The 15,380-nt window shown below is 63.4% G+C and carries 13 protein-coding genes; all 13 read right to left on the bottom strand.

The window, feature by feature from the left end:
- Positions 1-11: 11 nt before the first annotated feature.
- The 13 genes from ftsA to rsmH are packed head-to-tail and all read right to left on the bottom strand — an operon-like array spanning position 12 to position 15,374.
- Positions 12-1,244, bottom strand: a complete 1,233-nt coding sequence (gene ftsA / locus ACN9MZ_RS07365) for a cell division protein FtsA (RefSeq protein WP_055932698.1) — start codon at positions 1,242-1,244, stop codon at positions 12-14.
- Positions 1,245-1,259: 15 nt separating this feature from the next.
- Entirely contained in the window at positions 1,260-2,024 is a 765-nt protein-coding gene (locus ACN9MZ_RS07360) for a cell division protein FtsQ/DivIB (protein ID WP_426169324.1), read from the bottom strand.
- A gap of 16 nt (positions 2,025-2,040) precedes the next feature.
- Entirely contained in the window at positions 2,041-3,000 is a 960-nt protein-coding gene (locus ACN9MZ_RS07355; RefSeq protein WP_426341550.1) for a D-alanine--D-alanine ligase, read from the bottom strand.
- Between the two features lie 4 nt (positions 3,001-3,004).
- Positions 3,005-4,393 (bottom strand): UDP-N-acetylmuramate--L-alanine ligase, encoded by a 1,389-nt coding sequence (murC, locus tag ACN9MZ_RS07350; protein WP_426341549.1) that lies wholly within the window; start codon positions 4,391-4,393, stop codon positions 3,005-3,007.
- Positions 4,390-5,460 carry an undecaprenyldiphospho-muramoylpentapeptide beta-N-acetylglucosaminyltransferase gene (murG, locus tag ACN9MZ_RS07345; RefSeq protein WP_426341548.1) on the bottom strand — a complete coding sequence of 357 codons (1,071 nt, stop codon included), beginning with the start codon at positions 5,458-5,460 and terminating at the stop codon, positions 4,390-4,392. The genes murC and murG overlap by 4 nt, the downstream gene beginning before the upstream one ends.
- Complete coding sequence (gene ftsW, locus ACN9MZ_RS07340) at positions 5,457-6,668, bottom strand: putative lipid II flippase FtsW (RefSeq protein ID WP_426169316.1); 1,212 nt, start codon at positions 6,666-6,668, stop codon at positions 5,457-5,459. Before ftsW ends, murG begins: the two co-directional genes overlap by 4 nt.
- The gene (gene murD, locus ACN9MZ_RS07335) at positions 6,668-8,170 is read right to left on the bottom strand and encodes a UDP-N-acetylmuramoyl-L-alanine--D-glutamate ligase (RefSeq protein ID WP_426341547.1); all 1,503 of its coding nucleotides are present in this window, start codon (positions 8,168-8,170) and stop codon (positions 6,668-6,670) included. Before murD ends, ftsW begins: the two co-directional genes overlap by 1 nt.
- Complete coding sequence (gene mraY / locus ACN9MZ_RS07330) at positions 8,170-9,339, bottom strand: phospho-N-acetylmuramoyl-pentapeptide-transferase (RefSeq protein WP_426169312.1); 1,170 nt, start codon at positions 9,337-9,339, stop codon at positions 8,170-8,172. Before mraY ends, murD begins: the two co-directional genes overlap by 1 nt.
- Positions 9,340-9,341: 2 nt before the next feature.
- Positions 9,342-10,796 (bottom strand): UDP-N-acetylmuramoyl-tripeptide--D-alanyl-D-alanine ligase, encoded by a 1,455-nt coding sequence (locus tag ACN9MZ_RS07325; protein WP_426341546.1) that lies wholly within the window; start codon positions 10,794-10,796, stop codon positions 9,342-9,344.
- Entirely contained in the window at positions 10,796-12,352 is a 1,557-nt protein-coding gene (locus tag ACN9MZ_RS07320; protein WP_426341545.1) for a UDP-N-acetylmuramoyl-L-alanyl-D-glutamate--2,6-diaminopimelate ligase, read from the bottom strand. The genes ACN9MZ_RS07325 and ACN9MZ_RS07320 overlap by 1 nt, the downstream gene beginning before the upstream one ends.
- Positions 12,353-14,140 (bottom strand): peptidoglycan D,D-transpeptidase FtsI family protein, encoded by a 1,788-nt coding sequence (locus ACN9MZ_RS07315; protein WP_426342873.1) that lies wholly within the window; start codon positions 14,138-14,140, stop codon positions 12,353-12,355.
- Entirely contained in the window at positions 14,140-14,412 is a 273-nt protein-coding gene (gene ftsL, locus ACN9MZ_RS07310; RefSeq protein WP_130315381.1) for a cell division protein FtsL, read from the bottom strand. The genes ACN9MZ_RS07315 and ftsL overlap by 1 nt, the downstream gene beginning before the upstream one ends.
- Positions 14,409-15,374 carry a 16S rRNA (cytosine(1402)-N(4))-methyltransferase RsmH gene (rsmH, locus tag ACN9MZ_RS07305; RefSeq protein ID WP_426341544.1) on the bottom strand — a complete coding sequence of 322 codons (966 nt, stop codon included), beginning with the start codon at positions 15,372-15,374 and terminating at the stop codon, positions 14,409-14,411. Before rsmH ends, ftsL begins: the two co-directional genes overlap by 4 nt.
- Between the last annotated feature and the right edge of the window lie 6 nt (positions 15,375-15,380).

The raw sequence follows: 15,380 nt of genomic DNA, 5'->3' as shown, positions 1-15,380 counted from the left end.
CAAAAATTGTCTTAAAAGTTACCCAGGAACCATTCCTTCATGCGCTGCCAAACTGCCTTTACTGATCCATCCTGGCGCGTCACGATGTGGCCGCGCAGATACTGCTTCTTAGCTTCCAACAACAGGCCCAACACGGTTGCATAGCGCGGGCTGCGCACCACGTCGGCCAACTGGCCGCGGTAGTCCGGCGTGCCCAGGCGCGCAGGCTTGAGGAAGATGTCTTCCGCCATCTCCACCATGCCCGGCATGATCGAGGTGCCGCCGGTCAGCACGATGCCCGACGAGAGCACGCCCTCGTAGCCGGACTCGCGCACCACCTGGTGCACCATCGCAAACAGTTCTTCCACGCGCGGCTCGATCACGGCGGCCAGTGCCTGGCGCGACAGGTTGCGCGGCCCGCGGTCGCCCAGGCCCGGCACTTCCAGGTGCTCGCCCGGATCGGCCAGCACCTGCTTGGCTACGCCGTAGCGGATCTTGATTTCTTCCGCTTCACCGGTCGGGGTGCGCAGCGCCATCGCGATGTCGTTGGTGATCTGGTCGCCGGCGATCGGGATCACGGCCGTATGGCGGATCGCGCCGTCGCTGAAGACCGCCACGTCGGTGGTGCCGCCGCCGATGTCGATCAGCACCACGCCCAGTTCTTTTTCATCCGTGGTCAGCACAGCGTCGGCTGAGGCCATCGGCTGCAGGATCAGGTCCGATACTTCCAGGCCGCAGCGGCGCACGCACTTGACGATGTTCTGCACCGCGCTCACCGCGCCGGTGACGATGTGCACCTTCACTTCCAGGCGAATGCCGCTCATGCCGATCGGCTCGCGCACGTCGTCCTGCGAGTCGACGATGAATTCCTGCGGCACCGTGTGCAGCAGCTGCTGGTCGGTCGGGATGTTGACTGCCTTGGCGGTCTCGATCACGCGCGCCACGTCGGTGGCCGTGACTTCCTTGTCCTTGATCGCCACCATGCCGCTGGAGTTGAAGCTGCGGATATGGCTGCCCGCAATGCCCGCGTACACATTGCGGATCTTGCAGTCGGCCATCAGCTCCGCCTCTTCCAGTGCGCGCTGGATCGATTCGACGGTCGCTTCGATGTTCACCACCACGCCCTTTTTCAGGCCGCTGGACTCGTGCTGGCCCAGGCCAATCACTTCGTGGCGTCCATCGCCCATCACCTCGGCCACCACGGCCACCACTTTGGAGGTGCCGATGTCGAGGCCGACGATCAGGTTTTTAGCGTCTTTAGTCATCTCTATGCCCTGCTTTCAACGTTTCTTCGTATCTGACGGGATCTTCAATCCCGCTGCGCTCAAAGCCAGGCCGTTCTGGTAGCGCATATCAATTGTTTCAATATTCGGCACGCGGCTGGAAATCTGCGGCCAGATTCCGACCAGGCGCATCACCCGCTGATGCAGGGTGTCATGCGTTGCCTCGCGTCCCAGCGCCACACTGGCGCCGTTGTCCAACTTCACCGTCCACGCGTAGCGTCCCGACAGGGCTACGCTCTTCGGCACCAGGCTGGCCGGCGCAAACCATGTCTTCAACTCGCCGTAACGCGCCAGCACTTCCTTTTCGCTGCCATCCGGACCGGAAAACTCCGGCAGCTCGTGATCCTCTTCCGCTTCGGCCAGGTTGGCGGTAAAGACATCGCCTTTCACCGACAGCAGCCGTCCGTCTTCGCCCCAGGTGCCGAGCGCTTCATGCTCTTCCAGCGACACGATCAGCTGGTTCGGCCACTCGCGCCTTACGCTGGCGCGGCGCACCCACGGCACCGACTCGAACACCTTGCGTACCTGCTCCAGGTCGGCGGTGAAAAAATTGCCGGCCAGGCGGCCCTGGGTGCCGTTGCGCAGAGTCAGATGGTTCACGTGCTTGAACTCGGACTTGTCCATGGTTTCAACGCGGATGGCACGCAAATCGAATACAGGACGATTCGCCACCCACCACACGCCGGCAACGGCGCAAGCCAGCACCGACAGCGCGAACAGGCCGCTGGCGGATGCATTCAAGGCTTTGACGTCGTGCCACATAAGGTCTTTCGTTCCTTTACTTCTTCAGCTTCAGTCGTGCGGTGCGCAGGATTTCCACGCACAGCTCTTCGTAACTTACGCCTGTGGCGCGGGCAGCCATCGGCACCAGCGAATGGCTGGTCATGCCTGGCGAGGTGTTCACTTCCAGCAGGAAAGGCTTGTGGTCTTTAGCGCGCAGCAGCACGTCGACCCGGCCCCAGCCCTCGCAGCCGACGGCGCGGTAGGCGGCTACGGCCAGGCGCTGCATTTCATCCTGCATCGCCTGGTCCAGTTGCGGCGGGCAGAAATACTTGGTGTCGTCGGTGAAGTACTTGTTCTGGTAGTCGTAGTTGCCTTGCGGGGCCACGATTTCCACGATCGGCAGCGCGCGCGCGTCCTTGCCGGTGCCCAGCACGGCGACGGTGAACTCGCGGCCTTCCACGAATTCTTCGGCCAGCACGCAGTCGTCCAGCGCAGCGGCGGCGTCATAGGCGGCCTTCAGGCCGGCCCTGTCGCTCACCTTGGTGATGCCGATGGTCGAACCTTCATGTGGCGGTTTCATGATCAGCGGCAGGCCAAGGCGCGTGGCTTCCGCGTCCAGGTCGGAATCGGCGCCCAGCACCGCGTATTCGGGGGTCGGCAGGTTTTCGCGCAGCCACAGGATCTTGGTGGTGATCTTGTCCATGCCCACCGAGCTGGCCATCACGCCGGAACCGGTGTATGGGATGCCGAGCAGTTCCAGCGCGCCCTGGATGCTGCCGTCTTCACCGTAGCGGCCGTGCAGCGCAATGAACACGCGGTCGAATTTTTCCGTGGCCAGTTCGGCCAGCGAGCGTTGGCCAGGGTCGAAGGCGTGGGCGTCCACGCCCTGCGATTGCAAGGCCGCCAGCACGCCGGTGCCGGACATGATGGACACATCGCGTTCGGCCGACAGGCCGCCCATCAGCACGCCCACCTTGCCGAATGCTTGAGCTTCTTGTGCAGTCAGTTTCGTCATCGCGTCAAGCCTTCCAGTTCGTCAGTTTTGCAGGGACGCCGCTGATTGAGCCTGCGCCCATCGTGAGCACGACGTCGCCGTCGCGCACCACGTTCATGATTGTTTCCGGCATGTCGGCGATGTTTTCGACGAATACCGGTTCGGTCTTGCCGCGCGCGCGGATCGCGTGCGCCAGCGCACGGCCGTCGGCGGCCACGATCGGCGCCTCGCCCGCTGCATAAACGTCCGACAGGACCAGCACGTCGACAGTGCTCAGGACCTTGGCGAAGTCCTCGAACAGGTCGCGCGTGCGGCTGTAGCGGTGCGGCTGGAAAGCCAGCAGCAGGCGGCGGCCCGGATAAGCGGCGCGCGCAGCGGCGCTGGTCACTTCCATTTCAATCGGGTGGTGGCCGAAATCGTCCACCAGGGTGAAGCTGCCGCCCGATGGGATGGCAACTTCGCCGTATTTGGTGAAGCGGCGGCCAACGCCTGCAAAGCCTGCCAAGCCGGCTTGCGTTGCCGTATCCGGCACGCCGATTTCACGCGCGATGGCGACTGCGGAGCACGCGTTCTGCACGTTATGCATGCCGGGCTGGTTCAGCACGATGTCCAGGTCCGGGAAGCCTTCCTGCAGCACGGTGAAGTGCATCTGGGTGCCGACGGCGCGCGCATTGACGGCACGCACTTCAGCGTCTTCTGCAAAGCCGTAGGTCGTCACCGGCTTGGTCACCTGCGGGATGATGGCGCGTACGTGCGGGTCGTCAATGCACAGCATGGCGCGGCCGTAGAAAGGCAGGCGATGCGTGAAGTGCACGAAAGCCTGCTTCAGCTTTTCGAAATCGTGCTCGTAGGTTTCCATGTGATCGGCGTCGATGTTGGTGATGACTTCGATCATTGGGGTCAGGTTCAGGAACGAAGCGTCCGATTCATCCGCTTCGGCCACCAGGTATTCGCCGGAGCCCAGCTTGGCATTCGCGCCGGCTGCGGTCAGGCGGCCTCCGATCACGAAGGTCGGGTCCAGGCCGCCCTCGGCCAGCACCGATGCCACCAGGCTGGTGGTGGTGGTCTTGCCATGGGTGCCGGCAATGGCGATGCCGCGCTTCAGGCGCATAAGTTCGCCGAGCATGACCGCACGCGGCACGATAGGGATCTTGCGGGCGCGCGCGGCGACCACCTCAGGGTTGTCTTCTTTCACGGCAGTCGAGGTGACGACCGCGTCGGCGTTGCCGATATAGCTGGCGTCGTGGCCCTGGTGGACCGTGGCGCCCATGTCGACCAGGCGCTGGGTCACGGCGTTCGAACCGAGGTCCGAGCCGGAGACGTTATAGCCCAGCGTCACCAGCACTTCGGCAATGCCGCTCATGCCGCTGCCGCCGATGCCGACGAAGTGAATGTTCTTTACTTTATGTTTCATGCTAGTGCTTCCAATTCTTGTGCGATGGCGTCATTCGCATCGCGCTTGCCCACTGCAAGCGCTGCGGACGCCATCTTCTGGCAAGTGCTGCGGTTCAAAGTCTGCAACAGTGCTGCCAGGCTTTCCGGGTTCAATTCCGTCTGCGGCATGTGGATAGACGCGCCCTGCCTGGCCATCCATTGCGCGTTGTCGCGCTGGTGGCTGGTCGTCGAGACCACCAGGGGAACCAGCACGCTGGCTACCCCGGCGGCAGTCAGTTCCGACACGGTGATGGCGCCGGCGCGGCAGATCACAATGTCCGCCTGCGCATAGGCACTTGCCATGTCGTCGATGAAATCGACCACGTTTGCTTCCACATGCGCCTGCGCGTAAGCCGCGCGCAGGGCTTCAATATTCTTCTTGCCCGACTGGTGGGTCACCAGCGGACGCTGTTCCGGCGCGATCAGCGCCAGTGCGGCCGGCAACGCGTCGTTGAGCGCCTTGGCCCCCAGGCTGCCGCCCACCACCAGGATGCGCAGCACGCCATCGCGGCCCGCGAAGCGCTGCTCCGGTGCCGGCAGCGCCAGGATCTCCTTGCGCACCGGGTTGCCGGTGACGACTGCCTTGCCGGCAACCGCGCCGAAGTCGGCCGTGAAGCCAAAGAAGACCTTTTTCGCTATCGGCGCCAGGGTCTTGTTCGACAACAGCAGGCCGGCATCTGCATTCACCAGTGCCAAAGGCACGCCGCGCAGTTTCGCCATCACGCCGCCCGGCACGCACACATAGCCGCCCATGCCCAGCACCACGTCCGGTTTGCGCTTGCCGATGAAGCGGAAGCAGTCCACGAAAGCACCGACCATCTTGAAGGCGCCGCCGATGGTGTGGCCCAGGCCCTTGCCGCGCATGCCGCTGAAGTGGACCACGTCCATTTCCACGCCATGCTTTGGCACCAGTTCCGTTTCCATGCCATGCGAGGTGCCGAGCCAGGTCACTTCCCAGCCTCGGGCGCGCATGGCCTGGGCAATTGCCAGTCCAGGGAAAATGTGGCCGCCGGTGCCGGCCGCCATGATCATCAGGCGCTTGGTCATACCCGCCCTCCCCGCATCATCTGGCGGTTCTCGAAGTCGATGCGCAGCAAGATCGCCAGGCCCACGCAATTGATGATGATGCCGGTGCCGCCATAACTCATGAGCGGCAGGGTCAGGCCTTTGGTTGGCAGCAAGCCGAGGTTCACGCCCATGTTGATAAATGTCTGTACGCCGATCCAGATGCCAATGCCCTTGGCGGCCAGTCCGGCGAAGGTCTGGTCCATGGCAATAGCCTGGCGGCCGATGTCGAAAGCGCGCTTGACGATCCAGTAGAACATGCCGATGGTGACCAGCACCCCGATCATGCCCAGCTCCTCGCCGATCACCGCCAGCAGGAAGTCGGTATGCGCTTCCGGCAGGTAGTGCAGTTTTTCCACGCTCGCGCCCAGGCCCACGCCGCCGATTTCGCCGCGGCCGAAGGCAATCAGCGAGTGGGTCAGCTGGTAGGACTTGTTCAGCGCGTTCTCCTCTTCCCAGGGATTCAGGTAGGCGAATAAACGCGCGCGGCGGAATGGCGACAGCCAGATGATGGCGACGAAAATCGTCACCAGCATGCCGGCAATGCCGCCGAACCAGACCGCATTGACGCCGCCCAGGAACAGGATGCCCATGGCGATGCAAACGATCACGCCAAAGGCGCCAAGATCTGGTTCCAGCAGCAGCAACAGTCCGACGAAGGCCACCGCCAGCGCCATCGGTGCAAAGCCCTTGGACAGGCGGTGCATGAATTCCTGCTTGCGCACGGTGTAGTCCGCCGCATACAGCACGATGAAAAGCTTCATCAGTTCGGACGGCTGGAACTGGAACACCTTGAGCGACAGCCAGCGGCGGCCACCATTCACGTTCACACCAAGGCCGGGAATCAATACCAACACCAGCGCCACCAGCGTTGCGATGAACAGATAAGGCGCCGCCTTCTGCCAGTCTTCCACGCGCACGCGGAAGGACACGGCGGCGGCCACGATGGCAATGGCAATGAATATCGCCTGGCGCTGTACGAAGTAATGGTTCTTGTAGGCGGCGAACTTGGGCGAATCAGGCAGCGCAATCGAAGCCGAATACACCATCACCATCCCGAACAGCATGAGCAGCAGCACCGACCAGACTAGCGGCTGGTCGTAATCCATCATCTTCGAATGGCGTGCGCGTCCATCCAGCGGAGCTGGGGACTCGGCGCCACCGAAGCGGAATGGAAGCTGGATTGCCATCAGATCTCCTGCCCCGCATCAAGTGCGATCTCGCGCACGGTGTCGATGAACACCTGTGCACGGTGCGCGTAGTTCTTGAACATGTCCAGGCTGGCGCAGGCCGGCGACAGCAGCACGGCATCGCCGGCGTGGGCCAGCGCAGCGGCGCGTTTGGTCGCCTCTTCCAGCGTCGCGAAATCTTCCATCTTCACGCCGGTAGGCTCCAGCGCTGTACGGATGGCCGGCGCATCGCGGCCGATCAGGACCACGGCGCGCACGAAGCGGCGCACCGGGCCGGCCAGCGGGTCGAATTCCTGGCCCTTGCCGTCGCCGCCGGCGATCACCACGAGCTTTTGCTCGCCGCCGAAGGATTGGCCCAGGCCAACCAGCGCGGCAACCGTAGCGCCCACGTTGGTGCCCTTGGAATCGTCGTAGTAGTCAACACCATTGATCGAGGCCACCAGCTCGACGCGGTGCGGCTGGCCTTTGTATTCGCGCAGGCCGTGCAGCAGCGGCGCAAACGGCAGGCCAATGGCGCGACACAGGGCCAGCGCAGCCAGCGCGTTGGACGCGTTGTGCGTGCCGCGGATTTGGAGGGCATCGGCCGGCATCAGCTTCTTGGTGTAGCACTCCACGGGCGGAGGCGGAGGATCGTTTTTCTTGCGGCGCTTCGGCGGTTCGGCGTCGTCGGTCGGCTCGGCGGTCGCCAGCCAGTACACGCCGCGCTCGCTGACCAGGCCGAAGCTGTGCGCCAGTTCCGGCGCATCGGTGCCGAAAGTGACGTTTTCGCCGGTCGGGTTGGCCATCGCCATGGTCCACTTGTCGTCGCGATTCAGCACGCGCACGGTGTCTTCGCCAAAGATGCGCTTCTTGTCGTCGGCATAGGCCTGCATGCTGCCGTGCCAGTCCAGGTGGTCCTGGGTCACATTCAATACGGTGGCGGCATCGGCGTTCAGGCTGTATGTCGTGTGCAGCTGGAAGCTGGAGAGCTCGAGCACCCAGGCTTGTGGCAGGGTATCGTTCTCCATCACTTCGCGCAGCACATCCAAGGCGGCCGGGCTGATGTTGCCGGCCACGCGCACCGACAGGCCGGCGCGTTCGCACAGCTGGCCGGTCAGGCTGGTGACGGTGGTCTTGCCGTTGGTGCCGGTAATGGCGATGACTTTGGGCGCATAGGCGCGGTCTTCCTTCAGCCATTTCAGCGCCTGTGCGAACAGTTCGATCTCGCCCCAGACGGGAATGCCCTTCTCCGCAGCAGCCGGGATGATCTCGGCCAGTTCCTTGTTCGGACCCAGGCCCGGGCTGGCGCAGACGAAGTCCACGCCATCGAGCAGGGCCGCGTTGAAGGGGCCGGAAATGAACTGCGTGCCCGGCAACTGCTCGCGCAGCAGCGGCAGGCGGTCCGGCACCGGGCGCGTGTCGGCAACGCGCAGCAGCGCGCCGCAGCGCGCCAGCCAATGCGCCATCGCCAGGCCCGATTCTCCAAGCCCCAGTACCAGTGCAATTTTGCCGTTATAGATCATCAGCGCAGCTTCAGAGTAGACAGGCCAACCAGGACCAGCATCATCGTGATAATCCAGAAGCGCACGACAACCTGGGTCTCTTTCCAACCCTTCTGTTCAAAATGGTGGTGCAACGGCGCCATCAGGAACACGCGACGGCCGGTGCCGTAGCGCTTCTTGGTGTACTTGAACCAGCCCACCTGGATGATCACCGAGACCGTCTCCGCAACAAAGATGCCGCCCATGATGAACAGGACGATTTCCTGGCGCACGATCACGGCGATCGTGCCGAGCGCGCCGCCCAGGGCCAGTGCGCCGACGTCGCCCATGAATACTTGTGCAGGGTGCGCGTTGTACCAGAGGAAGGCCAGGCCAGCCCCCGCCATCGCCCCGCAGAAGATGATCAGTTCACCGGCGCCAGGGATGTGCGGGATGAACAGGTATTTCGAGTACGTCGCAGAACCGGTCAGGTAGGCGAACAGGCCCAGTGCCGAACCGACCATCACAGTCGGCATGATGGCCAGGCCATCCAGGCCGTCGGTGAAGTTCACCGCGTTGGAGGTGCCGACGATCACACAGTAGGTCAGCGCGATGAAGCCCCACACCCCCAGCGGATAGCTGATGGTCTTCACGAACGGCACGATCAGGTCGGCCTTCGGCGGCAGGTCCATCGAGAAGCCCGACTGCACCCACTGGAAGAACAGTTCGAACACCTTGGCCGGTGTCGGCGCCGACACGGAAAACGCCAGGTACAGCGCGGCGGCGATGCCGACCAGCGACTGCCAGAAGTACTTTTCAGCCGAACGCATGCCTTCCGGGTCCTGGCGCACTACCTTGCGGTAGTCGTCCACCCAGCCCACGGCACCGAAACCCATGGTCACGACCATCACCGGCCAGATCAGGCGGTTCGACCAGTCGCACCACAGAACGGTCGCGATGCCGACGGCGATCAGCAGCAGCACGCCGCCCATGGTCGGGGTGCCGTGCTTCTTCAGGTGGGTCTGCGGACCGTCGGTGCGCACCGCCTGGCCATATTTCATGACGGTCAGTTTGCGGATCACGGCGGGACCGGCGATCAGGCCGATCAGCAGGGCCGTGATGGTAGCCATCACGGCACGGAAAGTAATGTAGTTAAAGAGGCGGAAAGCCCCGATATCGTCCTGCAGGATTTGTGCAAGCCAGAGCAGCATGATTAGTGTGTTTCCTTTGTAGCGTGTTGCGATCCAATCAAATGCTGCACGACCCGTTCCATCTTCATGAAGCGGGAGCCCTTGATCAATACGGTTGTATCCGGCGTTACTGCAGCACTTACGGCCTGCAGCAGCGCGTCGAATTCTTTATAGTGCTTTGCGTGCGGCGCCATATGCGCCGCCAGTTCGCCTGTCGCCAGCACGTGCTCGATGCCTTTGCTGGCGGCATAGGCTGCCACCTCTTCGTGGAATTCCTTGCCCTGCGTGCCGACTTCGCCCATATCGCCCAGCACCAGCACGCGTGGTGCTTTCGCCTTGGCCAGCACGTCGATGGCGGCGCGCACGGAGTCCGGGTTGGCGTTGTACGTGTCGTCGATCAGCAGCGCTCCATTGGCGGCCTGTTTCTTCTGCAGGCGGCCGTTCACTGGCGCGAAAGCTTCCAGGCCAGTGCGAATGGTGGAAGTGTCGATGCCGGCGGCATAGGTGCAGGCAATCGCGGCCAGCGCATTGCGCACGTTGTGCTCACCGGCGGCCTGCAGCGACACGCTGAAGTGGCGCGGCACAGCATCCGGCGCGGCGAAGGACGCGGCGGCGCCATGGCCGGCAAGCTGCTCGGTTGCCGCAGGGCGCACCGTCACTTCCAGCTCGGCGCCGAAGTCGTTGGCGGTATAGGTGCAGCTCACGTTGGCAGCTGCATCCAGGCCGAAGGTCAGCACGCGACGGCCAACGGACAACTCATGCCAGACCGGCGTGAACTCGTCGCCATGCGGGAACACGGCCACGCCGTCGGCCGGCAGCGCCGACAGCACGCTGCCGTTCTCGCGCGCCACCGCTTCCACAGTGTGCATGAATTCCTGGTGCTCGCGCTGGGCGTTATTCACCATGCCGATCGTCGGTGCGGCAATCGCGCTCAGGCGGCCAATCTCGCCCGGATGGTTCATGCCCAGTTCCACCACGGCGGAACGGTGCGATGCATTGAGGCGGAACAGCGTCAACGGCACCCCGATTTCGTTATTCAGGTTGCCGCGCGTCGCCAGCCGGCCCTCTTCGCCATGGGCGGCGGCCAGGATCGAGGCGATCATCTCCTTGACGGTGGTCTTGCCGTTCGAACCGGTCACGCTTATCAATGGCAGTGCAAACTGCCTGCGCCAGTAGTTGGCGATCTGGCCCAGCGCCACCAGGGTGTCCGGCACCACGATGGCAGGCAGGGTCCAACCCTCCGGCAGCTTTTCCACGACGACAGCGACCACGCCCTTGTCGACCACCTGCTGCAGGAAGTCATGGGCGTCGAATACCTCGCCGCGCAGCGCAACAAACAACTGGCCAGCGCCGACCGTGCGGGTGTCGGTCGACACGCCGTCGAAGTCGAGCGCCAGTGCAGCCTCATTGGACAGGACGCCATGGTGCAGGTGCGCGCCGGTCAATGCCGGCAGGATGTGGGCGAGCGTGCTGCGCATCAGTGCGGCCTCATCATGGTCAGGCGTGCAGACAAGGCAAGCTGCGCGTGCTCGGCATCCGAGAACGGCATCTTGCGGCCCTTGATTTCCTGGTAGGGTTCATGGCCCTTCCCTGCCAGCAGGATCACATCCGCCTTGCCGGCGTTGCGCACAGCGGACAGGATTGCCGCGGCACGATCTTCCACTGCCATGAATTCGGAATTCGGATGGTTGGCGTCCATGCCCGCCACGATCTGGCGAATGATGTCGGCCGGATCTTCACTGCGCGGGTTGTCGCTGGTGACCAGTACATGCTCGGCCATCTGCGAAATCCTGCCCATTTGCGGGCGCTTGCCCGGATCGCGGTCGCCGCCGCAACCGAACACGCACCACAGGTGGCCGCCCCGGTCGGACGCCACGGAGCGCAGGGCTTCCAGCGTTTTCTCCAGCGCATCTGGCGTATGGGCGTAGTCGATCACGACCATCGGCGCCTCCTGGCCGCCAATCTGCTGCATGCGGCCCGGGGCCGGCTGCAGCGATTCGATGCCGTCAATGGCGGTACGGAAGGCAATGCCTTTCGCCAGCAGCGCGGCCAGCACGGCCAGCGCATTGCTCACGTTGAACGGGCCAACCAGCTGTGTACGCACGTGGGCGTGACCGAAGGTGGAATCGAGGTTGAATTCGGTGCCCAGGTTGCGGCTGCGCAGCGAGCTGGCGCGCAGCATCGAAATACCCGGCACATTCGGCTGGGCCTTGATGTCTTTCAGCGTGTAGCCAATGATGGCCGGCTTGCGTGCCGCCTTGGACGCCTTGATGTGCGCAACCAGGCGATGGCCCATCGGGTCGTCCAGGTTCACCACGGCATGCTTGAGGCCGGGCCAGTCGAACAGGATGGTCTTGGCGGCTTCGTAGTTGGCTTCGTCGCCGTGGTAGTCCAGGTGGTCGCGCGTCAGGTTGGTGAAGATCGCGACGTCGAAATGCATGCCTTCGGTGCGGCCCTGGTGCAGTCCGATGGACGAAGCTTCGATGGCGAGCGCACTGGCGCCGTCGGCATGCACGTCCTTCAGCTTGCGTGCCAGAAGTACCGCATCCGGCGTGGTGTAGCCGGTTTCGTCGAAGTCCACTTCGCCGCGTGCGCGGAACATGCCGACGCCGAGCGTGCCGATGACTGCGGTCGTTTCGCCGACCTTCGCCAGCGCCTGTCCAGTCCACACTGCGCAGGAAGTCTTGCCATTGGTGCCGGTGACCGCCACCGTGAACATGCTCGCATCGGGCTGGCCGTACCAGGCGTGCGCGATCGGGCCGGCCTGTTTCTTCAGGTCCGGCACAGCGAGGTGCGGCACCTCATGTGGCAAATCCGGCGCGGCATCCCAGGCGTAATCGGAGTCGTCGTACACCACCGCAGCGGCGCCGTTGGCGATGGCGGCGGCAATAAAGGTGCGGCCATCCTTGGCGTCGCCAGGATAGGCAAAGAACACGTCGCCGGACTTGATGCGGCGCGAGTCCGATGCCAGTTGCGCCTCTGGCGCAGCTTCGCGCATCCAGCTGATAATTTCTTGATGGTTCATCGTCGTCATTTACATGGCCTCCGGTCCGGTATCCGCCGGCACCACGATTTCGGTGACGTTGGAGTCAGGAGGCACATTGGAGGCGCGCAATGCGTTGATTGCGACAGCCGCGAAAGTTGGTGCTGCGACCGAGCCGCCAAAGTGGCCGTTCTGGGTCGGTTCGTCGATCATGACTGCAATGATGAAGCGCGGCGCCGACATCGGCACCATGCCGACGAAGGAACCGATGTACTTGCGCGGCATCGCATAGCGGCCGTTCTCCACCTTATAGGCGGTACCGGTCTTGCCGCCCACGCGGTAGCCCGGAATCTGCGCCTTCTTGGCGGTACCGTCCTTGCCCGACACCACGGACTCCAGCATCTCGCGCATCTGCGCGGCAGTCTGGGGCTTGATGATCTGCTGGCCCAGCGGCTCCTTATCGACCTTCTCAAACGACAAAGGAATGGTGTCACCATTCCGTGCAAACATCATGTAAGAGCGCGCCAGCTGTATCAGCGACACCGAGATACCGTTACCGTAACTCATGGTCGCCTGCTCAATCGGTCGCCAGGATTTATAGGGCCGCACCCTTCCCGCCACAGCCCCGGGGAATCCCCACTTGGGCTGCTGGCCGAAGCCGACCTTGGTGAACATCTCCCACATATCCTGGGCCGGCATGCTCAATGCGATCTTCGAAGTGCCGATATTCGAGGACATTTCAATGATCTGCCCCACATTGATCACGCCGTGCGCCTTGGTATCGGAAATCGTACGGTCGGCAATGGTCAGCTTGCCGCCGCCGGTATCGATGAAGGTGCCCGGCTTGACGCGCCCGCTGTCCAGCGCAAGCGCCACCGTGATCGGCTTCAGCGTGGAACCCGGCTCGAAGGTGTCGGTCATCACTCGGTTGCGCAGCTGCGCGCCGGTGAGTTTGCGGCGGTCGTTCGGGTCGTAACTCGGGAAGTTGGCCAGCGCCAGCACTTCGCCGGTATGCACGTCCAGCACCACGGCGCCGCCAGCCTTGGCGCCGAAGTGCTCCACGGCCGCCTTCAACTGGGTGTAGGCGATGTACTGGATCTTGCTGTCCACCGACAGCACCACGTCCTTGCCGTTATGCGGCTCGACCTTGCCGCCGATATCTTCCACGATGTGACCGCGGCCATCCTTGATGACGCGGCGCGAGCCGGGCTTGCCGACCAGGTTGGCCTGCTGCGCCAGCTCCATCGATTCCTGCCCCTTGTCGTCGACGTTGGTGAAGCCGACCAGGTGGGTCATCACCTCGCCTTGCGGGTAGAAGCGCTTGTATTCAGGGCGGATATCCATGCCGTCCAGGTCGAGCGCCTTGATCTTGTCGGCAGTTTCCACCTCGACCTGGCGTTTCAGATAGACCAGGTTGCGGTCGGAATCGAGCTTTTTGCGCAGTTCGGCTTCGCTCATTTCCAGCAGGCCGGCCAGGGCGCGGATCTTTTCTTTCGGCGCGGCCAGCAGTTCTTCCGGCGCAGCCCAGATGGCGCGCACGGGAATGGACGAGGCCAGCACCTGGCCATTGCGGTCGGTGATCTTGCCGCGCACGGCCGGCAATTCCTGCGTGCGCTGGTAGCGGTTGGCGCCTTCCTTCTGCAGGAACTGCTGCTGGCTGGAAGTACCCTGCAGCCAGACCGCGCGTGCTGCCAGCGCGCCGAAGGCGATGAACATCCCGAACAGCACGACGCGCGAGCGCCAGCTTGGCAGGCGCACCGCCAATACGGGGCTCTTCGAGAAGGCCACGCCCTGCGAGCGTGCCACGCGTGCCGTTCCGGTTCCACCGCTGGAGCGCATCATTTTTCGCCCTCCGTCAGGTATTGGGTGCGGTTAGGCGTGAGCTGGGTCATGTTCAGTTCACGGCGTGCGATTTCCTCGATACGGGCGTGCTTGCCCAGCGTCGACTGGTCGAGCTGGAGCTGGGCCCACTCGGTATCGAGTTGGCGCGCCTGTGCTTCGGCGCGCTCCTTGTCCACGAACAGGTGACGCGCCTGGTATTGCGCGTTAACGGCCGAAAGGCCGCAAGCGACCAGCAGTGCCGTCAACACGATATTGACCTTGTTGCTCAAGGTACGCCCCCCGTGGAAGGCAGGCGCATGGCAACGCGCATCACGGCCGAACGGGCGCGCGGGTTTTCATCCACCTCTTTGTCGGAGGGCTTGATACGGGCCAGCAGTTTCAGCTCCGGCTGCGGCAGGTCGGCCGCCTTGATCGGCAGGCGCCGGTCCGGCTGCTCCACCTTGGCCTTGGAGGCGAGGAACTGCTTGACCATGCGGTCTTCCAGCGAATGAAAGCTGATGACAGCCAGGATGCCGCCTGGCTTCAGGGCATCGAACGCCTGGCTCAGGGCCGATTCGAGGTCCTCAAGCTCTTTATTGACGAAAATCCGGATAGCCTGAAAGGTGCGGGTGGCCGGATCTTTGCCCTTCTCGCGAGTCTTGACCGCGCCTGCCACGATACCGGCAAGCTGTCGTGTGCTTGAAATTGGCTCGACTGCCCGGCGAGCAACAATCGCCTTTGCAATCTGAAAAGCAAACCGTTCTTCCCCATAATCCCTTATCACCTTTTCCAGTGTTTTTTCTGATTCCGTGGCCAGCCACTCGGCAGCGGAGATACCGCGCGTGGTATCCATGCGCATGTCGAGCGGGCCATCGTTGCGGAAGCTGAAGCCGCGCGCAGCATCGTCCACTTGTGGTGACGAGATGCCGAGGTCCAGCAAAATGCCGTCGACGGCGGGAATGCCGCGTTCGGCCAGCGCATCCGCCATGGTGGCGAAGCTGTCATGCACGATGGTGAAACGCTTGTCGCCGATGGTTTCGGCATTGGCGATAGCTTGCAGGTCTTTGTCGAAGGCGATCAGGCGGGCTTCCGGGCCCAGTCGGGACAGGATCAGGCGGCTATGGCCGCCGCGGCCAAAGGTGCCATCGATATAGATGCCGTTGGCGCGCGCGCCGGCCAGGTCGAGCGCATCCACCGCTTCATCTAACAGCACCGTACGATGCTGGAATTCTGGCACCGAGGTCGTCGTCATTTTGAA

Source organism: Pseudoduganella sp. S-14 (assembly GCF_049913285.1).
GTDB lineage: Bacteria > Pseudomonadota > Gammaproteobacteria > Burkholderiales > Burkholderiaceae_D > Rugamonas.
This window is presented reverse-complemented; position numbering and strand designations above follow the sequence as displayed.